General features: G+C 56.2%; 25 protein-coding genes and 1 tRNA gene. 14 read left to right on the forward strand and 12 right to left on the reverse strand.

Annotated elements, in window-relative coordinates; translation table 11 throughout:
• The first annotated feature begins 33 nt into the window (after window positions 1-33).
• The 4 genes from K3169_RS06360 to K3169_RS06375 all read left to right on the forward strand — a co-directional run bounded on the left by K3169_RS06360 (window position 34) and on the right by K3169_RS06375 (window position 2,711).
• Window positions 34-1,116 carry a phage tail protein gene (locus K3169_RS06360; RefSeq protein ID WP_263272235.1) on the forward strand — a complete coding sequence of 361 codons (1,083 nt, stop codon included), beginning with the start codon at window positions 34-36 and terminating at the stop codon, window positions 1,114-1,116.
• Window positions 1,117-1,124: 8 nt separating this feature from the next.
• The gene (locus tag K3169_RS06365; protein ID WP_263270650.1) at window positions 1,125-1,694 is read left to right on the forward strand and encodes a tail fiber assembly protein; all 570 of its coding nucleotides are present in this window, start codon (window positions 1,125-1,127) and stop codon (window positions 1,692-1,694) included.
• Between the two features lie 88 nt (window positions 1,695-1,782).
• Window positions 1,783-2,220: a cell wall hydrolase gene (locus K3169_RS06370; protein ID WP_263270651.1), complete on the forward strand. Its 438-nt coding sequence runs from the start codon at window positions 1,783-1,785 to the stop codon at window positions 2,218-2,220.
• Window positions 2,217-2,711 carry a lysis protein gene (locus tag K3169_RS06375; protein WP_263270653.1) on the forward strand — a complete coding sequence of 165 codons (495 nt, stop codon included), beginning with the start codon at window positions 2,217-2,219 and terminating at the stop codon, window positions 2,709-2,711. Before K3169_RS06370 ends, K3169_RS06375 begins: the two co-directional genes overlap by 4 nt.
• Window positions 2,712-2,770: 59 nt before the next feature.
• Here the strand turns inward: K3169_RS06375 and K3169_RS06380 are convergent, their stop codons facing one another.
• The 3 genes from K3169_RS06380 to K3169_RS06390 all read right to left on the reverse strand — a co-directional run bounded on the left by K3169_RS06380 (window position 2,771) and on the right by K3169_RS06390 (window position 4,766).
• Entirely contained in the window at window positions 2,771-3,178 is a 408-nt protein-coding gene (locus K3169_RS06380; RefSeq protein WP_122708054.1) for a type II toxin-antitoxin system HicB family antitoxin, read from the reverse strand.
• Window positions 3,179-3,200: 22 nt separating this feature from the next.
• On the reverse strand, window positions 3,201-3,383 hold the full coding sequence (locus K3169_RS06385) for a type II toxin-antitoxin system HicA family toxin (protein WP_263270654.1): 183 nt from the start codon (window positions 3,381-3,383) through the stop codon (window positions 3,201-3,203).
• Between the two features lie 561 nt (window positions 3,384-3,944).
• Window positions 3,945-4,766, reverse strand: coding sequence for an alpha/beta fold hydrolase (locus tag K3169_RS06390; RefSeq protein ID WP_263270656.1), 822 nt, complete (start codon window positions 4,764-4,766; stop codon window positions 3,945-3,947).
• 646 nt (window positions 4,767-5,412) lie between these two features.
• Between K3169_RS06390 and K3169_RS06395 the strand changes: the two genes are divergently transcribed.
• On the forward strand, window positions 5,413-6,267 hold the full coding sequence (locus K3169_RS06395) for a suppressor of fused domain protein (RefSeq protein WP_263270657.1): 855 nt from the start codon (window positions 5,413-5,415) through the stop codon (window positions 6,265-6,267).
• Between the two features lie 294 nt (window positions 6,268-6,561).
• On the opposite strand, the gene K3169_RS06400 is transcribed toward K3169_RS06395, so the two are convergent.
• Complete coding sequence (locus K3169_RS06400) at window positions 6,562-7,452, reverse strand: LysR family transcriptional regulator (RefSeq protein WP_027901660.1); 891 nt, start codon at window positions 7,450-7,452, stop codon at window positions 6,562-6,564.
• A 168-nt stretch (window positions 7,453-7,620) separates the two neighbouring features.
• Between K3169_RS06400 and K3169_RS06405 the strand changes: the two genes are divergently transcribed.
• From K3169_RS06405 to K3169_RS06420, 4 genes are all read left to right on the forward strand, one after another.
• The gene (locus K3169_RS06405) at window positions 7,621-8,706 is read left to right on the forward strand and encodes a 4-oxalomesaconate tautomerase (RefSeq protein WP_027901659.1); all 1,086 of its coding nucleotides are present in this window, start codon (window positions 7,621-7,623) and stop codon (window positions 8,704-8,706) included.
• Window positions 8,707-8,794: 88 nt separating this feature from the next.
• On the forward strand, window positions 8,795-10,105 hold the full coding sequence (locus K3169_RS06410) for a dicarboxylate/amino acid:cation symporter (RefSeq protein WP_122396277.1): 1,311 nt from the start codon (window positions 8,795-8,797) through the stop codon (window positions 10,103-10,105).
• Window positions 10,106-10,218: 113 nt separating this feature from the next.
• On the forward strand, window positions 10,219-11,523 hold the full coding sequence (locus tag K3169_RS06415; RefSeq protein ID WP_027901657.1) for a CitMHS family transporter: 1,305 nt from the start codon (window positions 10,219-10,221) through the stop codon (window positions 11,521-11,523).
• A 195-nt stretch (window positions 11,524-11,718) separates the two neighbouring features.
• Window positions 11,719-12,987 carry an OprD family porin gene (locus K3169_RS06420; RefSeq protein WP_406643982.1) on the forward strand — a complete coding sequence of 423 codons (1,269 nt, stop codon included), beginning with the start codon at window positions 11,719-11,721 and terminating at the stop codon, window positions 12,985-12,987.
• A 440-nt stretch (window positions 12,988-13,427) separates the two neighbouring features.
• Here the strand turns inward: K3169_RS06420 and K3169_RS06425 are convergent, their stop codons facing one another.
• Window positions 13,428-14,219 (reverse strand): substrate-binding domain-containing protein, encoded by a 792-nt coding sequence (locus K3169_RS06425; protein ID WP_027902427.1) that lies wholly within the window; start codon window positions 14,217-14,219, stop codon window positions 13,428-13,430.
• A gap of 158 nt (window positions 14,220-14,377) precedes the next feature.
• On the opposite strand from K3169_RS06425, the gene K3169_RS06430 reads away from it, so the two are divergent.
• The 3 genes from K3169_RS06430 to K3169_RS06440 all read left to right on the forward strand — a co-directional run bounded on the left by K3169_RS06430 (window position 14,378) and on the right by K3169_RS06440 (window position 17,693).
• The gene (locus tag K3169_RS06430) at window positions 14,378-15,055 is read left to right on the forward strand and encodes a response regulator transcription factor (protein WP_263270659.1); all 678 of its coding nucleotides are present in this window, start codon (window positions 14,378-14,380) and stop codon (window positions 15,053-15,055) included.
• Complete coding sequence (locus K3169_RS06435) at window positions 15,039-16,409, forward strand: sensor histidine kinase (protein ID WP_263270661.1); 1,371 nt, start codon at window positions 15,039-15,041, stop codon at window positions 16,407-16,409. Before K3169_RS06430 ends, K3169_RS06435 begins: the two co-directional genes overlap by 17 nt.
• Window positions 16,410-16,577: 168 nt before the next feature.
• Window positions 16,578-17,693, forward strand: coding sequence for a D-alanyl-D-alanine carboxypeptidase family protein (locus tag K3169_RS06440; protein WP_231666362.1), 1,116 nt, complete (start codon window positions 16,578-16,580; stop codon window positions 17,691-17,693).
• 232 nt (window positions 17,694-17,925) lie between these two features.
• Here the strand turns inward: K3169_RS06440 and K3169_RS06445 are convergent, their stop codons facing one another.
• Window positions 17,926-18,339: a type II toxin-antitoxin system HicB family antitoxin gene (locus K3169_RS06445; protein ID WP_027902431.1), complete on the reverse strand. Its 414-nt coding sequence runs from the start codon at window positions 18,337-18,339 to the stop codon at window positions 17,926-17,928.
• 494 nt (window positions 18,340-18,833) lie between these two features.
• On the opposite strand from K3169_RS06445, the gene K3169_RS06450 reads away from it, so the two are divergent.
• Window positions 18,834-19,349, forward strand: coding sequence for a Bro-N domain-containing protein (locus K3169_RS06450; RefSeq protein ID WP_231677756.1), 516 nt, complete (start codon window positions 18,834-18,836; stop codon window positions 19,347-19,349).
• Between the two features lie 780 nt (window positions 19,350-20,129).
• Here K3169_RS06450 and K3169_RS06455 read toward each other — a convergent pair.
• The 3 genes from K3169_RS06455 to K3169_RS06465 all read right to left on the reverse strand — a co-directional run bounded on the left by K3169_RS06455 (window position 20,130) and on the right by K3169_RS06465 (window position 23,146).
• Window positions 20,130-20,615 (reverse strand): OsmC family protein, encoded by a 486-nt coding sequence (locus tag K3169_RS06455; RefSeq protein WP_263270664.1) that lies wholly within the window; start codon window positions 20,613-20,615, stop codon window positions 20,130-20,132.
• A gap of 102 nt (window positions 20,616-20,717) precedes the next feature.
• A complete protein-coding gene (locus K3169_RS06460) occupies window positions 20,718-21,659 on the reverse strand; it encodes a hypothetical protein (RefSeq protein WP_263270666.1) in 942 nt (313 codons plus the stop codon).
• 119 nt (window positions 21,660-21,778) lie between these two features.
• Entirely contained in the window at window positions 21,779-23,146 is a 1,368-nt protein-coding gene (locus tag K3169_RS06465; RefSeq protein ID WP_263270667.1) for a DUF1963 domain-containing protein, read from the reverse strand.
• Window positions 23,147-23,438: 292 nt separating this feature from the next.
• Here K3169_RS06465 and K3169_RS06470 point away from each other — a divergent pair, with 292 nt between their 5' ends.
• Window positions 23,439-24,077 carry a hypothetical protein gene (locus K3169_RS06470; RefSeq protein WP_263270669.1) on the forward strand — a complete coding sequence of 213 codons (639 nt, stop codon included), beginning with the start codon at window positions 23,439-23,441 and terminating at the stop codon, window positions 24,075-24,077.
• 134 nt (window positions 24,078-24,211) lie between these two features.
• On the opposite strand, the gene K3169_RS06475 is transcribed toward K3169_RS06470, so the two are convergent.
• From K3169_RS06475 to K3169_RS06485, 3 genes are all read right to left on the reverse strand, one after another.
• A tRNA-Gly gene (locus K3169_RS06475) sits at window positions 24,212-24,285 on the reverse strand.
• 165 nt (window positions 24,286-24,450) lie between these two features.
• Window positions 24,451-25,344, reverse strand: coding sequence for an alpha/beta fold hydrolase (locus K3169_RS06480; RefSeq protein ID WP_027899747.1), 894 nt, complete (start codon window positions 25,342-25,344; stop codon window positions 24,451-24,453).
• A gap of 301 nt (window positions 25,345-25,645) precedes the next feature.
• The gene (locus K3169_RS06485) at window positions 25,646-26,338 is read right to left on the reverse strand and encodes a pseudouridine synthase (RefSeq protein ID WP_263270671.1); all 693 of its coding nucleotides are present in this window, start codon (window positions 26,336-26,338) and stop codon (window positions 25,646-25,648) included.
• Between the last annotated feature and the right edge of the window lie 6 nt (window positions 26,339-26,344).

Consider the following 26,344-nt stretch of genomic DNA (forward strand, 5'->3'; position numbering starts at 1 on the left):
TGCTGAACGTTTATGAAACTATCGGGTGGTATTATGGATTTTCCGAAAAGCATGCCAGGCATCGGACTGGTTAATGGTCAGTTTGCGGATGAAGATATTACGACTGGTCAAGTAGGGTCATATATCCCCAGTTCTTGGGGGAATGCAGTAACGCGGGAGATCCTCAATGTTATTGAAGATGCAGAGCTTGAACCAGATGAGGGCAATAATACTCAGCTTTCAATCGCCATTAATAAGATAGCGTTCCGCTCACAGAGTGTAGTTCGTTATTTGTCTTCTTCGAAAACGCTCCTGCCTGTTGATTTGGGATTGGTAGTGATAAATGCTGAGTCGTCAGCAGTTAGCATTACGTTGCCTCCTTCCAATTCATCAATTGGTGTTCGTGATGTGATTTTGCGTCGTTCAGACAACACCGGTAATCGACTCAACGTGATGGTGACCGGTAATGACAAAATCAGACTGCATACGCACTTAAATGCGGCCGGCTATCCATTTTTCGTATTGATGGGGGCTGGTGACTGGTGGCACTTGCGTAGTGATGGTTTCGGTAGTTGGTGGCCGGTAGGCCGCAACGACCCCACACCCTTAGGCCGAATAGTGTTTGATACCACTGGTGGATTCCCTCCCGGAGGTTACGGGCCTATTTCCGGATCGGTTTTTATTCGCTCCGAATGGCCATGGCTTTGGGATCATGCCCAGCAATCTGGCTGCCTTGTTACTGAAGCCGCTCGATTGGGAAATGAGGGTGGCTGGACATCCGGCGATGGCGCTCTTACGTTCAGAGGCCCAGAGGGACGCGGCGACTTCCTCAGGGTGCTTGATGAGAGTCGTGGGGTTGATTCAGGTCGAGTGGCTGGCAGCTGGCAGAAGGGGACGTTTCATAACGTCGGTGCGCTGCCATGGACTGATAGCGTTACCGACTTTGCTAACGTGACTGGAGCTACAGCCCATATTGAGCTAGGGCTGGATGATACCAGCCTCTCACTTTACCCAGCGGCGAGGGCCGGAAACGGGGGAGGCGAAAACGGCTTGGCAGTGCCTAGCCGGAATGATCTTAGCTTCGGGATTATGCGCCCCCGTAACATTGCCTATCCAGGCCGAATCAAACTCATTTGAGGTTTATCATGACTGCAATCTATCTGATTGATGCGGCCGGTGCTCTAGCGGGGCCTATAATGTTGCCTGTTGTTCCGGGTATCGGAATACAAATCCCGAGTAATGCAATTGAGCTTCCGAAAGCACCACCAACTCCTGAAATTGGTCATATTCTCGCGGTCATCAATGGCGAAGTGATTGCCGTTTCGGATAATCGGGGAGAGGTTTTTTCTACAACCACAGGGATCCAGGAGGAATGGACAGCACTCGGTGAGTTGCCGGAAGGTTATACAACTGAACCAAGACCCGATTCCTTTCATGTTTGGCGTGACGGTGGATGGCATTTGGATGAGGAGGCACTAACAGCGTCTAAAGTGGCTGAAATGCTTACCTCGCGCGATGATAAGTTGAGGCTATCTACCTTGCGTATTGCACCTCTTCAGGATGCTCATGATCTGGGTGAGTCAACCGAAACCGAGGAGTCTTTGCTCATTAGCTGGAAGCGCTATCGCATTGCTCTGAATCGCATTGAGCAACAACCGGGTTACCCGGCTGATGTTGATTGGCCGATGCCACCCGATGCCCTCGATTCTGAATAAGCCCCGCATTGCCGGGGCTTTTTTGTGTGCACTTAAAGCCCCAAAAAAAATACCCGCTCCGGCGGTTTTTTTTCGCTCGGAGAAAACCATGGCAATAACAGAAACAGACCGCGACACCCTCGCCCGCACACTCTGGGGCGAGGCGCGTGGTGAAGGCCTGGCGGGGATGATCGCCGTCGGCTGGACCATCCGTAACCGGGTGGAAATGGATTTGCACAATGATGGTAAACCGGACTGGTGGGGGGAGGGCTATGAGGGGGTATGCCGGGCGCCTTATCAGTTCAGTTGCTGGAACCGTAATGATCCGAACTATCCCTTTTTGAGCGGCAGGAAACCTATTCCTGGCGCGCAGTTCGCGCTGGCTTCGCAGGCTGCTTCGGCGGTCATCGCAGGCGAGCACTCTGATCCCACTGGCGGCGCGACTCATTACTACGCCACCACCCTGCTCAAGGCTCCAGCATGGGCGTCGATGGCCAAGCGGACACTCAAGCTTGGCCGTCACATTTTCTTCAGGGATGTGCCATGAGCGCGCTCTTCAAATGGATCCCCCTATGGGGCTGGATAGTCCTCGCGCTGCTGATATCCAGTACTTACCTGGCTTTAAGACTGGCCACTGTAACGGCCGACCGCGACGTCGTTTCACTGGAACGTGATGCCGAACGACAGAAGGTCCGCCAGCTCACAGCCGCCAATGAGTCACGCAAAAAAACCCAGAAGCTGCTGCTTGATCTGGACACCCGTCATACACAGGAACAGGCCCTCGCCGATGAAAAAAATGATGCCATGCTTGCTGCTGTCGCTACTGGTGCTCGGCGGGTGTACGTCAACGCCCTTTGCCCCGCAGTGCGAACCGCCACCCGCGCCACCGGCCAGCCTGATGAAGAAAGTCGAGCCCAACTTGACCCGGCGGTTGCAGAAAGAATTCTCCATACCGGCGTCGACGGGGATGACGCCATCCGCCAATTGAGTGCGTTGCAGGAGTATGTTGAGACGGTGTGTCTGGGGCGTGCCGGTTAATTGATCCTTGTGTTTTTTGTGCGTGCTTCACAGAGCCGCGATTCGCGCTTAACGCCGGCTCAGTGTTCGCACCGCAATTCCTTAAGTGCCGCAGCCGCCAGGAAGCCAGAGCGTGATGCATAGCGATGATCGTTTTTCACGCGATCATCAATGCGCATCAACAAGTTCTCTGGGAGTGTTGCGTTGAATCGCACTGCTTTGCCGAAATAGGGCGTCACGTCAAACTCAACCACTGCCCAGATCCCGCCTGCGTAATCCGGATTTGCGATATGAACATCGATGGCCTTAGGCGACGGCAATGGATGGCCATCTTCGACGAGACCTTCGAAGTGAAGTGAAAGCGCCTCCTGGACGTTATCCAGTGCCTCGATCACGGAGCTTCCGGCTGAGAAGCAACCAGGCACATCCGGGACTATCACTCCGTAGTCAGAATCGGCATCTTTATGCAGGACGACTGTGAATTTCATATGTTCGTACCTATCTCGCGAATCATTTCAGGCCCGACTGTTTCAGGATGCTATTGATCGTTTTGATCGGGATATCTGAATCGGGATGCTTAACGGTGACCCTGCCGGGTTTGGTTGCATGTTTGTACTGCCTGTAGCTTCCCTTCGAAGCGACCAGATACCACCCGTCATCCTCGATTGCTTTGATCATCTCTCTGCTGCGCATCGGCTCATCCCTTAGCTTAGTCGCGGTGTGTATTGTACACACTATTTTTTTGAGTCCGTGAAGCATGCTGATGGCGCGGTTTATCCAATTAAATGATGGGCAAAGAACCTACCGGAAAAGATGCTCATCTTTCGTTTATGGCTGAGGAGTTTCGATGTTTTTGTGCGTCTGAATATGAGCGCGTTCCGCCTCACATGGCAGCAGGATCTGGACGATGAGTGAGCTTGCTGCGCTGAAAAATCAGGCTTGAATTCGGGAGGCGAGGGAGCCAGAAAGAGCGCATGACGCTGGATAGGGTAGGAGCGAACTTGTTCGCGAGGGGGTGGTACATCCGCACACTGTGTATCACCTGACATAGAGCCCTCCCGAATGAATTCGGTCCTACCGAGGCTGGTCAGAAAGAGCGCATGACGCTGGATGGGGTAGGAGCGAACTTGTTCGCGAGGGGCATCCATCCGCACCCGGTGTATAGCCTGAAATACAGCCAGGCATTTCACCCTGTAAGTGCTCACCTCGTAACCTCGATGAGCACCTACAGCATTGGGTTTAACTCAAGAACCATCAGCCCTTGATAAACGCCAACAGATCTTCGTTGATGACTTCCGGATGCGTCGTGCACATACCGTGCGGGTAGCCTTTGTAGACTTTCAGCGTGCCGTTTTTGACTAGCTTGATAGCCAGCTCGGCTGAATCAGCAATCGGCACGATCTGGTCATCATCGCCGTGCATGATTAGCACCGGTACGGTGATTTTTTTCAGGTCTTCGGTGAAGTCGGTTTCCGAGAAGGCCTTGATACAGTCGTAATGGGCTTTGGCGCCGCCCATCATGCCCTGGCGCCACCAGTTGTCTTTGGCGCCTTCGGATACCTTGGCGCCGTCGCGGTTGTAGCCGTAGAACGGGATCGGCACTTCTTTGTAGAACTGGGCACGATTGGCTGCCAGCGCTGCGCGGAAGCCGTCGAATACGTCAATCGGCAGACCGCCTGGATTCTTTTCGGACTTGACCATGATCGGTGGCACTGCGCCGATCAATACCGCTTTGGCCACGCGTCCAGCGCCGTGTTGCGCAACATAGCGAGCGACTTCACCGCCGCCAGTGGAGTGGCCGATGTGTATGGCGTCCTTGAGTTTCAGGTGAGTCACCAGCGCTGATACATCGGCAGCGTAGGTGTCCATTTCGTTGCCAGTAGCAGTCTGGGTCGAGCGACCATGACCACGGCGGTCGTGAGCGATCACGCGGTAGCCCTTGGACAGGAAGAACAGCATCTGCGCATCCCAGTCATCCGAACTGAGCGGCCAGCCGTGGTGGAAAACGATGGGCTGACCGGTGCCCCAGTCCTTGTAGAAAATTTCAGTGCCGTCGCTGGTCGTGAAACTTGTCATGTCGTTATGTCCTTTTCCAGTGGGGGCTGAGGTGGCCGCTTGAGCGGCGCTGTTGCTGCCCAGCGCCATTGCCGAGAGTGAGCCTACGGCCAGCGCTGTGGCGCTAACTTTGAGTACTTGCCTGCGTGAACTCGTTGGAGAATCGGTTTGGGTGTTGTGAGTATCTGACACAGAACCTCCAGCTCTCGGCATTGCACGAGAGTCAGCTAAAGACGTTAGCTCAACTTATGAGCGGTAATAGAGTCAGTTACGAATGCCTGAAAGATCCCATGGCTCACAGGGCATTCGCAGTTGCCTCATTGATATGTACCGCTGGTTTCGGATGGGGGCCCATGCCCCCCATATAAAGCCTATTTCTGGAGGCTGAGCTCATTCCGTCGCCATGATCGGGTAGTAGTGGAGTTGAGCGCGTATTGCGAAATACCGATGTAACGTATGTGCTGTTGTCTGCTGCAGCGGTACGCCTGCAACGTAGCGTTGCCGTGCGGAACGGGAGTAAAGCTTTACTGCTCAGGTTTCCTCCGCTGTTGACCCCGCAACCTTCTTTTGTTTGCGCGTTCCAAGCGTTTCAGGGGCACTGAGTGGATTTTGTGCTTCGCCTCACTGGTCCCGGACCAAATAGCGATCCCCATCCAAAGGAGTGCACATGAATTTCTTCAAGAAACTGTTCGGCTCAATGAAAAAGTCAGAGCCAGAGAGCACTCAGTCCGCCAGGCAGCCCGTAAAGCCAACTGAACCTGAGATTTTCGACGAGCCCATTCAAACCGAGGCCGACCAGACTGAAGCCGACGCTGCGAATATGGCTGCTCGTTCAGCGAGCGAAGAGTGCCTTGATCGTCACTGGGCATCGGTCGGTATCGTCGAAAAAGATGTCATTGCCCACATCATCAGCCCCAGTTTCACAGGCGGACCGTATTGGCCTTCAACTCGTCAGGCTTATCGAATAGTCCGACGTGGCAATTCCATCATTCTTGCCACGGAAGGTCTGTCAGATCCGTTTGATGACCCTGAAGGAATGGGCAATGGGTTCGAGATGGAGCTGTTTCTGGAGACATCTGATATTCCCGAGCATGCATATGGCGCGCCGGGAGACGTTGACCCTTTCACACGCAGTTGGGTCTTTGAAGTGATCCAGACTGTTGCGGCAACAGTCGCCAATGCTGGCGGCGTTACTCATCAGTTGGACCAGTACGGTGTGCTCTCGCTGGAGTTGCCCGGGGTCAGCCTTTCGCATCACATCGGTGATCAGGTGCCCAGGCATTTTGTGACCGAGGACGATGCGGTCGGAGTTCTGCTGGGCGCCCCTGAACCGGATTTCAATACTCGTCTTGAAGACATGCCACTGTCTCCGGTGCGTTTGGTGCCGGTGGTTTTAATCACGGCTTCGGAGCTTGCATACGTGCGTTCAGGCGGCGGCGGAGCACGTCTGGATCTTGTCGGCCGGTTGAATGCGGCAGGTATCGGGCATAAAAGCAGTCTTAATCGTGAAAGCGTGGTGTGAAGCTGCGTGACGATGCTGATCGCGTCTGTCAAAAACACACAACTAACTGATTTGTAGTGTTTTTCCTGTAGGGGGCGCACTGTCTACGACACCGCTCTGTCTCGCGGCAAACATGGACCCTGCAGGAGTGAGCTTGCTCGCGATAATGGTAGGCCTGTTGAAAAATTATCGTCTGGTCCGACGCTATCGCGAGCAAGCTCACTCCTACAGAAAAAGGATTCCAAATCAGATGAGTGCATTTATTGATAAGCGCCGTGCTTCTGTTTACGGACTCTAACCGAGCCGTGCTCGGCATCACTGCGGCCACTGCTCCAGCAGCATGGCGACGAATTTTTCTGCTGCTGGAGACAGCGAGGCACCGCGCCGCGATACCAGGCCCAGTGTCCTGTCGACCACTGGATCAACCAGCGGCACGCTGACCAACGTCGGGTGACCTTCGGCCGGCATCGCCAGACTTGGCATGGCTGAAATGCCCAAACCTGCCTCGACCATCCCCAGTGAGGTCGACAAATGCTGCACCTCATAAAACCATTTGGGCCGCCAGCTCAAACCCGCCAGCGCATGGTCAAGAATCATCCGGTTGCCGCTCAGTCTTCCCACACCAATAAGGCGATATTCGCTGAGTTCGATCCAGGACACAGACTCGCGTTTTGCCAGTTCATGGTCGCGTCGGCAAGCGAGAACGAAGGGCTCTTTGACTAGCGGTACGAACTCGATATCCGGATGCTGTCCGCTCATCATGTTGATGCCGAAATCTGCTTCCCCACGCAGCACTGCTTCCAGGCCTTCATTGGCGCTGAGGTCCAGTAAGCGGATGCGGATTTTTGGATAGCGTTCGTTATACAGGCGAATCACCGAAGGCAAAAAGTAGAACGCAGCGGTAGGAATGCAGGCGAGGGTTACCTGGCCGATTTGTCGTTCTGCCAGCTCGCGGATGTTCAGAATCGAATCTTCAAAATCATCCAGTAGACGTCGCGCCTTGGGGAAAAAATCGCGACCCACGCTGGTCAGGCTGACCCTGCGCGTAGTGCGATCCAGCAACGACGTCCCCAATCCCTGTTCGAGCTTCTTTATGCGCCGGGTCAACGCCGGTTGAGAAATGTGCAGCACTTCGGCAGCTTCATGGAAGCTACCAAGTTCGGCGATTTTCACGAACGATCGGATATCTTGCAGCTCATATTCCACTTTTATTCTCCTGTCAGTGGTTAGCGATGGGCAGTTTCATAGGTTAGGTTATTATTTACCAAAGTGGAATAATCGCTACGATCTTTGCATTGGATAAGGCAAAACATCCGTGGGACTCTTGCTTTCAACACATCAATTACCCCAATTGATCAACAAGAGTCTGCAAATATGCAACCGATTCCCTGCGTCCTGATGCGCGGCGGCACCTCCAAGGGGCCGGTTTTTCTTGCCAGTGATTTGCCTGTCTCCACTGCTGAGCGTGATGAGCTTCTGTTGGCACTGATGGGCTCCGGCCATGAGCTGGAGATCGACGGTATTGGCGGCGGCAGTCCACAGACCAGCAAGGTGGCGATTGTCAGCCCTTCGCCCCACGAAGACGCCGATGTCGATTACCTGTTCGTGCAAGTCATGGTTTCGCAGCGCCGTGTTGATACCGCGCCCAACTGCGGCAACATGCTCTGCGCTGTCGGCCCGTTTGCGGTGGAGCAGGGGTTGGTCAAGGCGAGCGGTGACGTGACTCAGGTGCGGATTCGTAACCTCAATACCGGCACGTTCGTTTGCGCTGACGTCAACACCCCAGGCGGTCAGGTCAGCTACGAAGGCCAGACCAGTATCGATGGCGTGCCAGGTTCGGCAGCCCCCGTACAACTGACGTTCCTTGATGCAGCGGGTAGCAAGACCGGCAAACTGTTCCCAACGGGTCAACAGACTGACATCCTTGATGGCGTGCCGGTGACCTGCATCGACATGGCAATGCCGATGGTCATCATCGAAGCCTCGCTGCTGGGTAAACGTGGTGACGAAACGCCTGCGGAGCTGGACGCTGACAAGGAATTCCTGCGCAAACTCGAAGCCCTGCGTCTGCGCGCAGGTATGGCGATGGGGTTGGGCGATGTCAGCGATAAAGTGATCCCCAAGCCCGTACTGGTTTCGAAGCCCGATGCGGGCGGGACCCTCAAGGTTCGTTACTTCATGCCGCATAACTGCCATAAGGCTTTGGCCATTACCGGTTCGATCGGCTTGGCCACTGCTTGCGTCAGTGACGGCACCGTGGTCGCGAAGTTGCTCGGAATTGGCAGCGAGTCACCGCGCTTGCAGCAGGTCCGGATCGAACACCCGAGCGGCTCGATTCAGGTCGCGCTGGCTTACGTGGGGGAAAACGGGCAAACGATTCGTGCCTCGGTTGTGCGCACCGCACGTCGCCTGTTTTCCGGTGAGGTTTATGCGCCTGCCGCGCAACGCCTGGCGGGTTGAAGTTTAGTTTGAGTTACACCGTGCTCTGCCTGATATGACATGAAATTCAGTACCGCATCAGAACAACACCAATAATGGGTGATGCATCATGAAAATCGCAAAATCGCTCTACTTTCAGATTATCTGCGCCGTGGTTCTCGGTGTCCTGGTTGGACATATCTGGGGGCAACAAGCCGTAGCGCTCAAGCCTCTGGGTGACGCGTTCATCAAGCTCATCAAGATGATGATCGCGCCGGTGGTGTTCTGCACCATCGTCACCGGTATTGCCGGGATGAGTGACAAGCGGTCGCTCGGGCGATTGATGAGCAAGACCATGCTGCTGTTTCTGGTGCTTACCGTGATCAGCCTGTTCATCGGCCTGGTGGCGGTCTACGTGCTCAAGCCGGGCGTAGGCATGAACATCGACCCGAGCAAGTTGAGCACGGCAGGATTGAGCCAGTACACCGAGTCCGCCGCGAAACTGGGCGTCGTCGATTTTTTCATGCACATCATTCCTGACACTTTCATCGGTGCGTTCAACAAGGGTGAAGTGTTGCCGGTGTTGTTCATCGCGGTGCTGTCCGGATTCGCCTTGTCGTCACTGGGCGAGCGCGGCAAGCCAGTACTCAATGTGCTTGAGTCGGCTTCGCACATGGTGTTCAAGATTTTCTCGTACCTGATGCGCTTTGCCCCGATCGGTGCTTTTGGTGCACTGGCCTTCACCGTTGGCCAGTACGGCATTACGTCGCTGGGCTCGCTGGCCAAGCTGATCATGACGCTGTACATCGCCTGCGGGTTCTTTGTCTTTATCGTGCTGGGCGGTATCTGCCGCGCCAACGGCTTCAGCCTGTGGAAGCTGCTGCGTTATTTCCGCGAAGAGTTTCTGGTGGTACTGGGCACCTCGTCCACTGAGCCGGTCATGCCGCGCATGCTCGAAAAACTTCAGGCACTGGGCTGCAAGAAAGGCGTGGTGGGTCTGGTGCTTCCAACCGGGTACTCGTTCAACCTGGACGGCACGGCGATTTACCTGTCACTGGCTGCCGTTTTCATCGCTCAGGCCTGCAACATCGAGCTGAGCATGACCCAGACCCTGACCATGCTGGCGATCATGTTGCTGTCATCCAAAGGTGCGGCGGGCGTGACCGGCAGTGGTTTTGTCGCATTGGCCTCGACCCTGACCGTTATTCACGATATTCCCCTGGCGGGCCTGGCGCTGCTGATCGGCATCGACCGCTTCATGTCCGAAGCGCGTGCACTGACCAGCCTGGCCAGCAACGCGGTCGCCACCGTGGTGATTTCTCTGTCGGAGAACGCCTGTGACCGTCAGGTCCTGATGCAAAGGCTCGATGGCAAAGCTGCGATGCCCAGCCCCGATGTTGCTCCATGGGAGAGCGCTGCGCCGGTGGCTGAACGCACCTGATCACCCCTTAATTCAATCGATCTTTGTACGAGCGGGTCGAGCACCGTTTACACGGTGCCCGACCAGCCCGGCGGCGTTCGTTTGTCCATAAATAACAACAAGAGAATAACCATATGCTTGCCTTCCTTGGCCTCGCCATGGTCGTGGTGTTCACCTACCTGATCATGTCCAAACGTCTGTCTCCCATCGTGGCGTTGACGATCGTTCCGATCGTGTTTGCAGTCATTGGCGGCTTTGGCGGCACCACCGGCAAGATGATGCTTGATGGCCTGAAAATGGTCGCGCCGTCCGCAGCATTGCTGCTGTTTGCGATCCTGTTTTTTGGCTTGATGATTGATTCCGGACTGTTCGATCCACTGATTCGCAAGATCCTCAAACGCGTGAACGGCGACCCGATGAAAATCGCGGTGGGCACCGCGTTGTTGTCGCTGACCGTGGCCCTTGATGGCGACGGCACCACCACTTACATGATCACCTGCGCGGCGATGCTGCCGCTGTACAAACGCATCGGCATGAACCCGATGATCCTCGGTATCGTGGCGATGCTTTCATTGAGTATCATGAGCGGCATGACTCCCTGGGGCGGCCCGGCCACACGAGCCATTGCTGCGCTGGGGCTGGACGCCGGTGAGTACTTCATCCCGTTGCTGCCTACCATGATCGGCGGCGCAGCATGGGTAGTTTTTACTGCCTTTTGGCTGGGGCGCGCCGAGCGTAAACGTATCGGCAACGTCGACCTGCAAAGTGGCGGCGGTAACTGCTACATCGAGGCGATTCTCGGTGATACCCCGCACAAGCGTCCCAAGCTGGCCTACGTCAATCTGGCGCTGGTTGTTGCCGTGATGATCGCCTTGGTCATGGGCCTGATGCACTCGGCGGTTCTGTTCCTGATCGGTTTTGTGCTGGCGCTGATGATCAACTATCCGCAACTGGATATTCAGAAAGAACGCATCCTGGCCCACTCCGGCAATGCCATGACTGTGGTGCTGCTGGTTTTCGCGGCCGGTATTTTCGCCGGGATTTTCTCGGGCACCAAAATGGTCGACGCGCTGGCGCAAACCCTGGTGGCCTGGATTCCGCCGGAGTGGGGCCACCTGTTCCCGCTGGTGGTCGCACTGACCAGCATGCCGCTGACCTTTGTATTGTCCAACGATGCTTACTACTTCGGCGTGGTGCCAATCCTCGCCAATGCTGCAGCGGCGTATGGCATCAGCCCGCTGGAGATCGCCAGGGCGTCGATTCTGGGGCAGCCGGTGCATCTGATGAGTCCGCTGGTGGCTTCGACGCTGCTGCTGATGGGCATGATCGACCGCGATATCGGCGACTTTCAGAAAGCGACGGTGAAGTGGGCGGTGCTGACCTCTTTGGTGGTCACGGCTCTGGCGCTGCTGACCGGTGCGCTGACGTTGTTTGTTTGATTTAAACAACTGAAATGCATTTTCTGTAGGAGCTGCCGAAGGCTGCGAAAGCGATCATCCTGACACACCGCTTTCGCAGCCTTCGGCAGCTCCTACAACAACTCTGTTTGCAGCCACTTATGACTGAACCAACCACACGCCCCGAACAGGGCGTGCGGATCACTGCATCTCCAATAACAACAATGAGTATTAAGCATGAGTATGTTTTCCAAGCGTGGAACTACAACTTTTATAAAGAGCGCGCCGCTGTTGACCCTGTTGCCGTGGGCGGGTGTGGAAGCCGCAGGGTTTATCGAAGACAGCAAGCTGAAGCTGCAACTGCGCAACGTTTATTTCAACGAGAACTTCCGTGACGAAAACGGCCTGAGCGCTCGTGCTGCCAGAACTGCCAAAAGTGAACGCACCGAATGGGCGCAGGGTTTTCTGCTCGACTACCAGTCCGGTTTTACTCAAGGCACATTGGGCTTTGGCATCGACGCGCTGGGCCTGTGGGGCGTCAAGCTCGATTCAGGCAAGGGCCGCAGCGGCACTGGCTTGCTGCCCGTGCATGACGATGGCCGTGCGGCCGATGAGTTCGCGAGTCTCGGCGCGGCGGCGAAAGTGCGTCTGGCCAAGACCACGCTGAAGTACGGCACGCTGTTGCCCAAAACGCCGGTGCTTATTTATAACGATGCGCGCCTGTTGCCTCAGACCTACCAGGGCACTCAATTCACCAGCACCGACATCGACAACCTGACCCTGACGGGCGGTCACCTGGATCAATTCAAACTTCGCGATTCGTCGGACAGCCGCTCCATCATTCCCGACGGATTCACCGGCCGAGGTTCGGACTTCTCGTACGTGGGTGGCGATTACAAACTCGGTAAAAGCATCAAGCTCAGTTACTTCTACGGTGAACTGGAAAATTTTTACCGCCAGCAATTTGCATCGATCCAGCATGATTTGCCGTTGGGATCCGGCGTGCTGACCAGCGACCTGCGTTACTTTAACAGCGTCGATGCCGGAACGGGACGTGGCGGCAAAATCGATAACGACATGCTCAGCGGGCAATTGACCTATGCACTGGCCGGGCACAGTTTTGGCGGCGGTTATCAGACCTTGAGCGGCGATGCGGGCTTGCCCTATATCAGTGGCGCTACTGTGTATTCGTTCAGCAACGTCGGGATCGGCAAGTTCATCGAGGAGGATGAAAAGACCTGGATGCTCAGCTATGGCTATGACTTCGCCCGCGTAGGTGTGCCGGGTCTGACATTCTCGACGCGCTACCTGAGTGGCGACAACGGCAAGTCGGGCGCTGCGCAATTGAAGGAATGGGAACGCGACGCGGAGCTGGCTTATGTGCTGCAAGGCGGGACGTTGAAAGGGCTGGGAGTGAAACTGCGTAACTACGTGTACCGCTCGGACTTTGCCCGAGGCCGTGACAGCAACCGGATCTACATCACCTATGACATAGCGCTTTGGTGACCGGTCCCATTTATCGAAACAAAATTCGAATCATGGTATGGAGACGGTTTTACGTGGGGGATTCTAGGTTGGTCTGCAAGCCCTAATCCCTGTGCAGACTGTGTGAAAACTACTGCGCTCGGCAACACTGCGTTAAAAACAGGCGAAAAATGCTCATTTAGAACACCTAGACTCCGCTTTTTCGCCTGTTTTTGCCTTGTCTTGCCGTCGCTCGCTACGTTTTCACACAGTCTGTGTGGGAGCGAATTCATTCGCGAAGGGGCCGATACATTCGCAGCTTATGTATCGCTTTAACACCGCCTTCCCGAATGAATTCGGTCCCACCTGGAATCGTATTTGCCGCGAGACAGCGCCGTGTCAGAGGCACGGGGTGATCTTCAATCGAACACAATGCAATCCCCGTAGGAGCAACCGGGGTGGCGCTCCTACAGGTTTCCGGTTTACCGGGTTGTCACCGGCTTCAAACCGCTGTCTTCAATGGCTTTAGCGCCTTCCTTGGAGGCCATGTATTTCAGCAGTGCCTGAGCTTCTTTTGCGTGTTCAGTGGACCGAGTAACGGCACCCGAATAAAGCGTCATCTGCTGCGCTTGATCCGGGATCAGGCCAACAATGTCTATGCCTTCAACAGGCTTGAGTTCACTGAGCTGCTGAAAGCCAAGTTGCGCTTCCTTGCGGGCGACAACGGCACCCACGGGTTCGGCAGGAATCATCCGCGCCTTGGCAGTAAAGTCAGCGCCAAGGGTCATTTTCGGGAACAGAATGCGCGAGAGGTAAACGCCGCTGGCGCTATCGGAGTAAGCGATGGACTTGCTGTCGAGCAGCGCCTTGCGAAACGCGTCCATGGTGGAAATATCAGGCTTGGTCTCGCCCTTGCGCACGGCCATGGCGATGTAGGATTTGCCCAGATCGACGCGGCTGGCTTTATCGACCTGGTCCTGCGCGACAAGTTTATCCAGAGCAGAACCGACCATCAGCACAACGTCTGCCGGTTCCTTTCGATCCAGCCGGTTAGGAATGGCCTGAGGTGTTTTCCCCATGGAAGGCGACGCTTCAATGTTCAGCTTCACGCCCGTGGCTTTCTCGTAGTCCGGCGCGATCCCCTGAACGGCACCCATGATGCCGCCGGAGCTCAGAACAGTCAGAGTGGTCGGCGTGGGCACTGGCGCTGCATGGGCCGCGAAGGCTGTAAGCAGTGCACATGAAAAGGCGAGGGGCGTGAGCAAGCGTGGCATGGCAGGGGACTCGTTGAAGAAAAACGCGACACTAAGCCCCACACCCACGCTGAAAAAGTTACCCTGCGTTAATAAATATTTAGTTTACCCACCGTGACCAACTCCCTAGGCTCGCGGTTCTTCAACGCCGCATACGCGGACTGTCAGCGGGGAAAATCATGAATCAGGCGCTGGTCATCGAAGATGATGAGGTGACCGCACAATCCATCGCCACCGAGCTGCAGGCTCATGGTTTTGACGTGCAACGAGCCAGCACCGGGCGTGACGGGCTGGCCATGGCAATCGCGGGCAGCTATGACGCGATTACCCTGGACCGAATGCTGCCGGACTTCGATGGTCTGACTATCGTCACCACATTGCGTAGCCTCGGCATTCGCACACCGGTATTGATGATCAGCGCGTTATCCGACGTTGACGAGCGCGTCAGAGGGTTGCGCTGCGGTGGTGATGATTACCTGACCAAACCGTTCTCGATGGTCGAAATGGTTGCGCGCCTGGAAGTGCTGTTACGACGGCCGACCGCCGATTCGCAGATCCATCAGCTTACTGTCGGCAACCTGACCCTCGACCTGATCGAGAACAGCGTGTCGCGCTCCGGCGAGCGCATCACTTTGCTCCCCACCGAATTCAAATTGCTCACCTACCTGATGCGCCATGCCGGGCAACAAGTGACGCGCACCATGCTGTTTGAAGAGGTCTGGGGTTATCACTTCGACCCCGGCACCAACATCATTGATGTGCACATGGGCCGCTTGCGCAAAAAGATCGAAGGGCCAGGCGCGCCGCTGATCCACACTATTCGCGGGTCGGGGTACGTACTTGGCACCCAGAACTGAGCGCTGGCGCTCAAGCAACAGTCGGCTGATCGGCCTTTACGCACTGTTCTTTGTGGCGTGGGGCGCGGTGTTCACCGGCGTTCTGTACTGGAAGATCTCCGATTACCTCGGCACTGTGGCCGAGCGCACGCTGATGCAGCGTGCGCACTATTACCAGAAAATCGATGACGCCAGCCTGCTTGATGAATTGCAGGGCAGTGAGGCGTATTCCATTCCCGGCATTGATGCCTATGGGTTGTTTGAAGGCAACGGGCAGTACATCGCCGGCAACCTGTTGAAGCTGCGGTCCAGCTTGCCGGACGACGGTCGTGTGCATTACCTGAAACGCGGTTTGCGAATCGCGGACACGGTGAGCGAAACGCGCAGCAGTCACGCCTTTCTGCAGCGTCGCAATGACGGCCGGATACTGGTGCTGGCCCGTGACGGCGGTTCCATCTCGGCGGTCGCAGGAATCATCGGTCAGGCGCTGTTCTGGGGCTTGTCTCTGACGTTGATACCCGGTTTGATCGGTTGGCAATTACTGAGACGCAGGCCGTTGCGCCGGGTCGAAAGGCTGCAGCGCAGTACCGAGCGGATCGTCTCCGGCAACCTGTCAGAGCGGCTGCCCCTGTCGCCCGCACGGGATGAACTGGACATGCTGGCCAGCGCCGTCAACACCATGCTCGAACATATCGAACGGCTACTGCACGAGGTCAAAAGCGTCTGCGATGGCATCGCCCATGACCTGCGCACCCCGTTGACGCGTCTGCGTGCGCGGCTTTATCAATTGCAGCAATTGCCCATGACCGATGCTCATGCATCAAGCCTCAGCCTGGCCCTGGAAGAGAGCGAAGCGATCATGTTTCGTTTTCAGGGGTTGCTGAGGATTTCCGAGCTGGAAGACACCCGACGGCGATTGGCCTTTGCGTCATTCCAGCCCGACGTATTGTTGCGCCAGGCCCACGAGTTTTACGAACCCATGGCGCAGGAAAAAGGTCAGGTGCTTGCGCTTGAGCTGGGTGCTGATTTACCCGTCATGAAAGGTGATCAGGCGCTGCTGTTTGAGGCGCTGACGAATCTGCTGGATAACGCGATCAAGTTCACCGCCCCGGGCGGGCGTCTTTGTCTGCGGGCCAATGTGGTGGGCGACAGTCTGCGCATTGAGGTGGTTGACGACGGTCCGGGGATCCCCGAAGCCGAACGGGAAAGCGTGTTGCGCCGGTTGTATCGCGGCGATGCCAGCCGTCAGCAACCGGGTTACGGGCTCGGTCTTTCGCTAGTGGCTGCGGTCGTGCGCTTGCACGCTTTTACCTTGCAGATTCAAGCCTCTGACTCAGGCGGTACACGGGTTGTGATCGACTGTCCGCGAACCTGACTAACCTATTGGTGCGCTTAAACTTTTCTTAACTTTGCTTAATTTGAGACAGGGCAGGTCATCACCTACTTTGGCGGACCTTCTGCCAATCTGGACCCGCTTCCTGTGAAACCACTGTTATTGCGGATCAGCCTGATCTCTGTTTGTGCCCTGTGGGCGAACGTCGGCATGGCCGCTCCCACGCCGGGCGCCATGATTCCTTCCCCGCCCCAGTTGTCAGCGAGCGCCTGGGTGTTGATGGACGCCAGTACTGGCCATGTCATCGTTGAACACGACGCAGACGAGCGTCTTCCTCCCGCCAGCCTGACGAAGCTGATGACCGTGTACGTGGCCACCCGGGATATTCAGGCCGGGCAATTGAAACCGGACGAGCTGGTCACCGTCAGTGAAAACGCCTGGCGCACCGAAGGCTCCAGAATGTTCCTGGATCCGGGCAGCACCGTCAGCGTTCATGACTTGCTGCAGGGCATCGTCATCGATTCCGGCAACGACGCCAGTGTCGCGCTGGCCGAACACATAGCGGGCAGCACCGACAGCTTCGCAAGTTTGATGAACAAAACAGCGCAAAGCCTCGGGCTGAGCAACACGCACTTCGATAACCCGACAGGCCTGCCAGAGCCCGACCATTACTCGTCCGCTCACGACATGGCGATGCTGGCCCAGTCCATCATCAACGACGAGTCGGCGTACTATCCGTTGTACAAGAAAAAGCACTTCACCTGGAACGGTATTCGACAACCCAATCGCAACTTGCTGCTCTGGCGTGACAAAACCGTTGACGGCCTCAAGACCGGGCACACCGAGGCGGCGGGTTACTGCATGGTGACCTCTGCCGTGCGGGATGGTCGACGCCTGATCACTGCGGTGTTCGGCTCAAGTTCAACGCTGGCCCGTGCGACGGATACCGAGAAACTCCTGACCTATGGTTTCCGGTTTTACGAGAACCAGACCTTCGAGAAAGCGCTTCAGCCGTTGAGCCATCCGAGAGTCTGGAAGGGCACTGAAAATACCCTTGCCGTGGGCGTTCTAGACGACATCACGCTGACAACGCCCAAGGGTTCGCACAAGCCTGAAACCCGCGTCCACATCGATGCCCCGCTGATTGCCCCTGTGGATAAAGGAGCAGTGGTCGGCAGCATTGACGTATTTGATGGCGAGCAGAAACTGGCAACCCGGCCGTTGATCGCTTTGGAAGGTGTTGAGGCAGGAAGCTGGTGGACCCGCTGGACGGATGCGGTGCGGTTGCTGTTTCACGGGTGGTTTGCGGGGTTCGCAGAGGATTGAAGTCTATTTTTGTAGAAGGCAATTTGTTGGCGAGGCGGCATACCTGACGATCCGCCTCGCTAGCAACATGCAAACTACTGGGTTGAAATGCATTTTCTGTAGGAGCTGCCGAAGGCTGCGAAACATTTATCCTGACACACCGCGATCGCAGCCTTCGGCAGCTCCTACAGAAAACGGTGCAGTCAGGTATTTACGATGCGCCTAACGGTTCGCTGGTGTAACGTTTAGCGTCTTAACCTCGCACCTCATGCAAAACCCTGAGCGCTGCCGAAGCCAAAAAGCCCGAGCGGCTTTTCTCTTCCGGATGATGCTTCACGTATTCATCAATCCGGGTCAGCAAGTGTGCTGGAAGGGTGATGTTGAGCTTCTCGGACTTGCCCATGTATTTGGTGATATCAATGTCCACCAACGCCCATGTGCAGCCTTTGTATTCCGGGTTTTGCGCGTGTACGGTTACTTTCTGAGCGGTCGGAATAGCCGAACCATCCTCAGCCAGAATCTCCAGATGACCCTCAATGGCTTCGCGAGCCATCGCCATGGCGTCGTCCAGGTCGTCACCGGCAGAGAAGCAGCCGGGAATATCTGGAACCTCAACACCCCACGCATGCTGCTCATCACCGGGAAGAATTGCGATGGGATAAAGCACTGTTTAGTCCTCCTTGGGACTGGATGGAACCCCGCTCACCAAAGCGAGGCTTGCTTCAATAGGCTGCTTGCTGTCTTGGTCAATCCAGGCATTGGTTGAATGCTTGAAATGGTGGTGACTATAACCACTAAATCTAATTTAGGGATGCGCGCTGCTCATTGGCATCGAGTTCTGCTGCTTGTCCCCAGTAGACACTGCTGGTTCGATGTCCCGGTTTTTACATTTCTTGTCTTGCCGGGCACGGGGCGTGCGCCGTAACCTCCGCGGCTGCTGAATAACTCAGCACTGGATTTGGCGATCCGGCTAGCAATGATGTATAGCGTGTACCATTCGGAAGCGGGCATTTATTGCCCGCGATCCGCTATGGCGGTTGTACGTGGGAGACTTTCGGGTCTGCCGGTTCTTTGCTCCGGTTCGCCAACCTGCGTACAACTGCCACCCTATCCGTTTGGCGACGGTAGCTGGCAGTCTAACCAGCAAAGAGAAATAGACTGATGCCGACAACTGAAACGACGCCTTTCATCCCAACCCTATTCACCCGCCAAACCCTCACGCTCCACGCGCTCATGCTGGAAAACCAGGCCTGGTTCTGTGCCCGCGATCTGGGCCGTTTGATGGGCCTGTTCATCGACGAACGCAAAACCCGCAAGCTCGGACGTGACGAGTGTCGCACTTTGTCGCTGCACTGCTATGGCTCGACTCAGGACACCTTGATGGTCAACGAGTCCGGCGCATACGCATTACTGATTTATCACCCCTCCGCGCAAAATCGTGAACTGCGCGAATGGCTGACGCTGCAGGTCGTGCCTGTGCTGCGTGACGTGCAGAATCCCGGCCGCACCGAACGTCCGATCCTCGGCGTGCTGGATTGGGACGGTGCCTCGATGAACCTGCTGCACTGGCAGGACGAGTCGTGGATTCGCCTGCGAGACATGCCCAACATCCTGCTCCACGAAACCCGCGAGAAACGCCCGTGGTGGAGAAGGGCGACGCGGTTTTTGTCGATGTAATCAGAGGTTGTAAACACCAAACCAGTGGGAGCGAATTCATTCGCGAAAGCGGTGTGTCAGACGCAAATATTTTGCAGAGCGGACCCCTTCGCGAATAAATTCGCTCCCACGGAAAAGGGTGCGCTCAGGCACTTATGCTGAGTGTGATAGCCCGCTGGCGGATTTACATGTCCTTGCGACGCCACTCCCTGTGGGAATTCATTCGCGAAAGCGGTGTGTCAGACGCAAATATTTTGCAGACCGGACGCCTTCGCGAATGAATTCGCTCCCACGGAAAAGGGTGCGCTCAGGCACTTATGCTGAGTGTGATAGCCCGCTGGCGGATTTACATGTCCTTGCGACGCCACTCCCTGTGGGAATTCATTCGCGAAAGCGGTGTGTCAGACGCAAATATTTTGCAGACCGGACGCCTTCGCGAATAAATTCGCTCCCACGGAAAAGGGTGCGCTCAGGCACTTATGCTGAGTGTGATAGCCCGCTGGCGGATTTACATGTCCTTGCGACGCCACTCCCTGTGGGAGCGAATTCATTCGAGAAAGCGGTGTGTCAGACGCAAATATTTTGCAGACCGGACGCCTTCGCGAATAAATTCGCTCCCACGGAAAAGGGTGCGCTCAGGCACTTATGCTGAGTGTGATAGCCCGCTGGCGGAATGACATGTCCTTGCGACGCCACTTCTTGTGGGAGCGAATTCATTCGCGAAAGCGGTGTGTCAGACGCAAATATTTTGCAGACCGGACGCCTTCGCGAATAAATTCGCTCCCACGGGGAACGGTGTGTTCAGGCATTCTCTGCAGTGGTCGATATGACTGGCGCATGACTGACCGGGAAATTCACCGAGCGCGCGATGAAGCATTTCTCATGAGCTGTCTTGTGCAGGGCGTGAGCGCCTTCGATATCGGAGCCCGGAGCCAGAGTGACCTTCGGCTTCAATACAACCGAGGTGAACTGCCCCGCGCCATCACTTTCCTCGACCATTGTGCCTTCTGCTTTGTCCTCATACTCAAGCACCACAATCCCGGCCCCGGCACAAAGCCCGAGGTACCAGAGTTTGTGGCATGCCGATAAAGAGGCGAGAAGCAATTCCTCCGGATTCCAGCGTTTTGGGTCGCCCCGGAAACTTGGGTCGGAAGAGCCTTCAATGGATGCCTTACCTTCAGCCTGAATGACATGTGACCGGCTGTAACCGCGATAGGACGATGTTCCTGTGCCTTCGTTGCCAGTCCAGGTTATCTGGACTTCGTAGCGGTGTGTCTTGTCTGCCATTGAATACTCCCTGGGATGAGGCGTGCGGGAGAGATGTTAACTCGAAGGCTTATCTTTGCATCAGGCTTTTGAGGTTGAAATGCATTCCTCGCGGGAGCGGATTTACTTGTCCTGGGTCACGAAGCGGTCGTCGGCCGTGCATTCAGCGGGCCGCTTTTCCGGACAGGGCCACAGGCGCGCCGGGACGGTATCGACGCTTTTGAAGTTATCACCTTCCCACACCAGAAAGCCGGCATGGACCATTCTTCCGCTGTCGAACGCACGGTCTGCGTCAGGCTGAAGTGGCTGTTCAGGGTCGAACTCCATCACCCAGCGGGCCGCCGGAGTCTGATCGAGGCGGGTATCGTCCAGAAACAGCTGACTTCCTCCCTTAGTTTGATAGCGGTTATACAGGTCGACTCCCAAGGCATCTTGAGGGCGCTGGATCGTAGCGGTGACGTCTTTGGCCTGTCCATTGGTGATGAGATAGGCCCGCAAGCCGCTGCTCAGGCGTTGAGTGCCCGCTTGAGCACAGCGATGACGCAACGCTTTGGCGGCTTCTTCTGTCAGATCGTCGACCGGCGCCTTACAGCTGACGCTTACGTTGACCAGATAGCCCGTCACGCCAGCAGACTCGACCTGAAAGCTGCGTGCCCATACGTAATAGGAGGCGCCTGGCTGACGGGTGCTAGTGATTCTGATGTCAGGGCGGGAAGGGAGGCGGGGGATCTCGACAACGTAGCTGGTCTTTTTCCCCAGTAATTGCTTAAGCGTCGATTGGGGTACTTGCAGTCCTGCTCCGGGTAGCGATAGCAAAGCGTCGATTAGTTGCTGTGGAATCGGCCGGTAACTGCCAGTCGTGGCCGTACGGTTATTGAGACTTGCGGTGCCCGGCAGCGATGGGGCGGGATCGCGATTGAGCTTGTCTGCCGGGCTGGGTTCGGTATCTGTGCTCTTCTGTGGCGTAAGTGCTTCTGACGGAGTCGCAGGTGCTTGTTGAGCACAAGCACTGAGTGCGGACATCAGCAAGGCCAGGCAGATTATGGCGCGAGAGACAGTTTGCATCTGTGGCCTCCGGTGTTGTCACCCATGGCGCTTGGGAAATCGATGAAAGTGATCACGATGGATTCATGCCGAAAGATGCGGTTGCTGCGCGAGCACCAAGAGAACGTCTGATAATCGACTCAATGTGACTCTACCACCGCTGCCACACGATCAAAGTTCTGAACCGCCAGATCCTCCCTGGCGATCCAGAAAGTCGCTTGGCCGCAATCGCCAAACCTGAGGTCGATGGCAGGATCCCAGGCGAGCTGCAGCAGGCATACCGGCTCGCCCTCGATATCAGGCATGGCGCCCTGCAAAAGCGGAACATGCCCCAACATCTGATGGACTCTGGCCCTGGCACAGTCCCTTCGTCCATCGGCATGCTTGCGATAACTTTCCTCATACGGCAAGTGCTCGCCTTCAACGTCACGATAGAGCGGTAATGGAATCAACCGGGCGGTGTCAGGTGAGCCAGCGACGTACGCAATAGAGGCCAGCAGACCTTTCGTGAAGACTTCCCCCATTCTTGCATCGGTGATCGTGGTGCCTTCATTCTCGTCGCCGATCTGTCCAATGATCCAGTTTCGGAAGGCCTCCCTCGTGGCCTCATCAGGGACGTTATCCCAGCCAATTCGACTGGCGTGCTCCACCCAGTCCAGCACATCCTGATCAGCCACAAAACTGCGTGTTTCCTTGATTCGGGAATTCCCTGCGATCCGCGCCAGGCGATCTATCATGATACCCACCTGGGGGAAATCAAGCTGATAGCGCAGCCACTGGGCAGGGAACTTCCAGGATTGGGACAGCGGCCGCTCCCAACGGAAAATAGCGTTGGCGTTGGGCATTAGCCCGGTCGCCGCCACGGCTGCTCCCAGGCTCAGTTCTGACCATCGCTGGTGGTAGGCCGCCAGTGCAGGCCTCGAGCTGCCTTCCGGCGTTGGCATGTCGTATGGCCAAGTGTCCATCCGCCGTGCTACCAATGGCCATTGCGCATGGAGGCGCGGCCCACTCTCACCAGGTAGCAGCCACCCCGGTTCCGTGTGTGGGCTGTCCGCTTTATTCACGTCCTGAATCGGACGCAGATGTTCCGGCGCCTGGCGCTCGGGCTGTTCCGCTGGCACATTCGGCGCGTACAGCACCCGCACACGTTCCTGGGGAGGATCTGTGTCCCAGATCTGTTCTTCGTCGTTTACAGCGAAGAAAAACAACATGCCCTGCGTTGGCATCAGCGACTCGACGCGTGGCAACTCCGCGCAGTCGATCTGAGCGAGAAAATGCATGGGCGTCGACTCACCGTAACTTACCCCTATGGGCCATTCAAAAGTCTGCGGCAATTGCGGCAGACCGCCTAACCGACTGCGCACTTTGGGAAATGCGGTGGGTGGATAGACCCGTTGCAGCACGATGCCGGTTTTGCGGTGCTTCTGGAAATAAGCCTCAAGCTCGGCTTCCGCCCGGTGGTCGCGCAGGCTCGCGTCATAAGGGGACTGTGTTGTTTGCGCTTCCATTTCCTGAACCTCTACGTTGCACGCCACTTGGGCAGTACCGGGTGCGATGCCGTGAGCATTAACAACGACAAGAAAAAATGGCGCGGGACCTTTTTTATCACCGTATTTAGCAAACTCAGCCCTTGTCCTGGAAGTTAAAACATAATTGAAAGGTTGATGAGTTTCGATAGCACAGGTGTGCTATTGAAATGCTGGAGGTCTTGGGCGATCTTCTGCTGATTACTATTGCAAATACTCGGCGCTGGGTTTGATTTGAGGGACTGTAGGGCACTTGAATCGTAAGGGTTGGCCCATGAATTTAACAAAGCAGGTAGCTCCGTATCGCCAAGCGCGCAGAAGCTTCATCAATCGCTGCGCTGACGTGTTGTGGGCCGGTGTGTTGCTGGCCTTTATCGCGACTGCACAGCCCCAGGCCACTTACGCATCTCCTGATGCCACTGCGCAGCCCGTGCCGGAGATGACCTCTGAGGAACTGGCGCAACGCATCGTGCGGTTGACGCTTTCGATACATGGCAAACAGGACATGGCGCGTTTACAGGTCGAGAAAAAGTTTGGCGTGACGTTGAAACACAACGCCACCGATCCGCAGGAGTTCTGGATTTCAGGCGAACTGGTCGGCGGTATGCGCTACTCACTGGAATCAATATCGGACGCAAAAGGCCAACCTGTCAGTCGGCTGGACTTCAACTTTCCACTGGGTGCTGTTGCGCCTGATCAGGCAGCCTGCACACAAACCATCGGGCTATATCGCCAGTCGCTGGTTGATGGAGGTTTCACGGCAGAGTGGGTCGGCTCGCCGCGTCGCGGGACTCCTGCCAGATGGCACTTCGAACGTGGAAATGTGGTGGTGACGGTTTTGGTCAGTGCTGACGCACACAAGGAAGATGCGCAGGCCTGTGTGTCGCACTTTATGGTTTTGGCTTTATCGTAGGCGGGGCAAGTATTACTGACGAAAAAGGCGTGTTTGGGAGCGGCAAACGCCAGGCGCGAGTCGGATGCGATTTTTTTACGCAGGCGGGAAGGTAAAGATGCGTCGCAAGAAAGGCCCAGAAGCCTTGAAAGAAATGGAGCGGGTGGAGGGAATCGAACCCTCAACTAAAGCTTGGGAAGCTTTCGTTTTACCACTAAACTACACCCGCTCTGAAGCGGCTGACTTTGTACCAGAATGGCCCGCTGAATTGAAGCGATAATTTCTCTCCCCTGTTTTTATTACCTTGAAAACCAGTCCCGAACGGAGCCCATCCGCGCTTGTCTGTGCGTGCTGCACGGGCGGATGGGGTCCCTTGCTCGGTCGTGCGTCGGGTTCAGAGGGCGAAGGCATGTACGGTTTGGGCCTGTCGGTAGTGGTAGGTTGATCGGCTGCTGGACTCGGGCTTTGGTGTAAGAAAGTCCATCAGGGCGTCACGCGAATCCCGGCACGCGGATTTGTGTTCCATGTCCAGAAAGTGCCCGGTGCTCTGAATGGTGCTGAAGGTGCTGTGCTGGACTGCCTGGGCGAACAAGCGGGCGTCGGTGGCGGCGGTGTACTCGTCCCACTCGCCGTTAAGAAACAACACGGGCACGTTGATGTTCTGCGCGACTGTCAGGTAGTTCGCGGTATCCAGGGTCAGTACGTCGTTGATGTGAAAGTGCATCTGGTCGTATTCGTGGGTGTCCAGGTTACTCACGTGCCGATGATTGAAGCGCTTGAACAACGGCGGCAGGTGTTTGCCGATGGTGCTGTTGACCAGGTTGCCGACTTCGTAGCGGTCATGGACGCTGAGGTGGGTGATGCCGCGCTCCAGGTAATCACGCATGTGTACGTTGATCACGGGGGAGAACGAGCTGATTACAGCCTTTTCGATGCGCTTGGGTCGGTGGGACAGAGCAACCAGCGTGGCCGCGCCACCCCACGAGAACGACATGACGTGTTCAGCGTTGAAATGGTCAATCAGCTCCAGCAGGATTTGACCTTCCAGCTCTTTGCTCAACGGCCTTTCATTCAGGTTGTGGGGTTTGGATTTGCCGGCGTAGGGCTGATCGTAGAGCACCACGTTGAATTGTGGGTGCAGGTTGCGCACGGTCTGGGCGAACGATGCCGTTGTGGCCAGTGAGCCGTTGACCATGATGATGGTCTTTTCGGCAGCTTCTGCCCGATAGAACTCCGTGTAAACCCGAAACTGTCCCTGTATATCAAGCACAGCGATTTCTGGCCTCATAGGTGTGTCTCCTGACGTAAACAAGATGTGCGCGCAAACAACGTTGCACGAATTTCGTGACAGGTAGGCATTGCCTTGCAAAGGGGCCCTTGTCGATCCGAAACGATCTTGCCGACAGGTTTTATTATTGGCGGGCGATTTGCCGTGAGCGTTGGCTCGGGGCGGCAAAAGGTTTCTTGGAATGCGTAGATGACTCGCCAGTCACATGTGGACTGACGATTGGATTCAAGCAGTGGATCCGCTAACCCGCAAGTGCCGTTCGTAGTTTGTTTCGCCGGACTGCCCAGCGGTAGGGAAAGACTTATACGCCCTGAATTTCCGAAGGCTCTAGCACACGGTATTGGCCTGGCTTCAACTCCGGGTCGAGGCTCAGATGGGCCATGCTTTCACGATGCAGGCGCAGCACTTTGTTGTCGAAATGGCCGAACATGCGTTTGATCTGATGATAGCGGCCCTCAACGATGCTCAATCTTGCGCAACGGGGGCCGAGTATCGCCAGCTGTGCGGGTTGGGTGGTGAGGTCTTCGAAGGCGAAGTACAGGCCTTGGGCAAAAGTCTGCACATAGCGCTCGTCGATGACTTGTTCGGTTTCGACGTAGTAAACCTTCGGCAGCTTGGTCTGGGGTTGGGTCAGACGTCGTGACCACTGGCCGTCGTTGGTGAGCAGCATCAGCCCGGTGGTATTGAAATCCAGTCGTCCGGCGATGTGCAGTTCGTGCTTGTCGGGCTCGTGCAGCAAGTCCAGCACGGTGGGGTGTTGCGGATCGGTGGTGGCGCTGACGCAGCCCTGAGGTTTGTGCAACATGAAGTAGCGCGCAGGCTTGCCGACTTGCAGGACCTCATCGTCGAACTCCACCCGGCTGAACTCGCGCACCGCGTGATGCGGATCGCTGACCCGTTGCCCGTCCACTTTGACCCGTCCGCCGATCAACGCCAGACGGACGTCCTTGCGATTGAAGCGCGGCAGGTTGCTGAGGAAACGGTCGAGGCGCATGGCGAT

Origin of the sequence: Pseudomonas phytophila, from assembly GCF_025643095.1 — a bacterium.
In the GTDB taxonomy this organism is placed as follows: Bacteria; Pseudomonadota; Gammaproteobacteria; order Pseudomonadales; family Pseudomonadaceae; genus Aquipseudomonas; species Aquipseudomonas quasicaspiana.

Coding starts and splice junctions, on each gene's coding strand:
- K3169_RS06415 (WP_027901657.1), top strand. CDS start 10,219: ATGCTTGCCTTCCTTGGCCTCGCCATGGTCGTGGTGTTCACCTACCTG.
- K3169_RS06480 (WP_027899747.1), bottom strand. CDS start 25,344: ATGAGGCCAGAAATCGCTGTGCTTGATATACAGGGACAGTTTCGGGTT.
- K3169_RS06375 (WP_263270653.1), top strand. CDS start 2,217: ATGAGCGCGCTCTTCAAATGGATCCCCCTATGGGGCTGGATAGTCCTC.
- K3169_RS06485 (WP_263270671.1), bottom strand. CDS start 26,338: ATGCGCCTCGACCGTTTCCTCAGCAACCTGCCGCGCTTCAATCGCAAG.
- K3169_RS06390 (WP_263270656.1), bottom strand. CDS start 4,766: ATGACAAGTTTCACGACCAGCGACGGCACTGAAATTTTCTACAAGGAC.
- K3169_RS06440 (WP_231666362.1), top strand. CDS start 16,578: ATGGCCGCTCCCACGCCGGGCGCCATGATTCCTTCCCCGCCCCAGTTG.
- K3169_RS06455 (WP_263270664.1), bottom strand. CDS start 20,615: ATGGCAGACAAGACACACCGCTACGAAGTCCAGATAACCTGGACTGGC.
- K3169_RS06460 (WP_263270666.1), bottom strand. CDS start 21,659: ATGCAAACTGTCTCTCGCGCCATAATCTGCCTGGCCTTGCTGATGTCC.
- K3169_RS06395 (WP_263270657.1), top strand. CDS start 5,413: ATGAATTTCTTCAAGAAACTGTTCGGCTCAATGAAAAAGTCAGAGCCA.
- K3169_RS06470 (WP_263270669.1), top strand. CDS start 23,439: ATGAATTTAACAAAGCAGGTAGCTCCGTATCGCCAAGCGCGCAGAAGC.
- K3169_RS06405 (WP_027901659.1), top strand. CDS start 7,621: ATGCAACCGATTCCCTGCGTCCTGATGCGCGGCGGCACCTCCAAGGGG.
- K3169_RS06425 (WP_027902427.1), bottom strand. CDS start 14,219: ATGCCACGCTTGCTCACGCCCCTCGCCTTTTCATGTGCACTGCTTACA.
- K3169_RS06370 (WP_263270651.1), top strand. CDS start 1,783: ATGGCAATAACAGAAACAGACCGCGACACCCTCGCCCGCACACTCTGG.
- K3169_RS06410 (WP_122396277.1), top strand. CDS start 8,795: ATGAAAATCGCAAAATCGCTCTACTTTCAGATTATCTGCGCCGTGGTT.
- K3169_RS06465 (WP_263270667.1), bottom strand. CDS start 23,146: ATGGAAGCGCAAACAACACAGTCCCCTTATGACGCGAGCCTGCGCGAC.
- K3169_RS06450 (WP_231677756.1), top strand. CDS start 18,834: ATGCCGACAACTGAAACGACGCCTTTCATCCCAACCCTATTCACCCGC.
- K3169_RS06360 (WP_263272235.1), top strand. CDS start 34: ATGGATTTTCCGAAAAGCATGCCAGGCATCGGACTGGTTAATGGTCAG.
- K3169_RS06380 (WP_122708054.1), bottom strand. CDS start 3,178: ATGAAATTCACAGTCGTCCTGCATAAAGATGCCGATTCTGACTACGGA.
- K3169_RS06430 (WP_263270659.1), top strand. CDS start 14,378: ATGAATCAGGCGCTGGTCATCGAAGATGATGAGGTGACCGCACAATCC.
- K3169_RS06385 (WP_263270654.1), bottom strand. CDS start 3,383: ATGCGCAGCAGAGAGATGATCAAAGCAATCGAGGATGACGGGTGGTAT.
- K3169_RS06420 (WP_406643982.1), top strand. CDS start 11,719: ATGAGTATGTTTTCCAAGCGTGGAACTACAACTTTTATAAAGAGCGCG.
- K3169_RS06365 (WP_263270650.1), top strand. CDS start 1,125: ATGACTGCAATCTATCTGATTGATGCGGCCGGTGCTCTAGCGGGGCCT.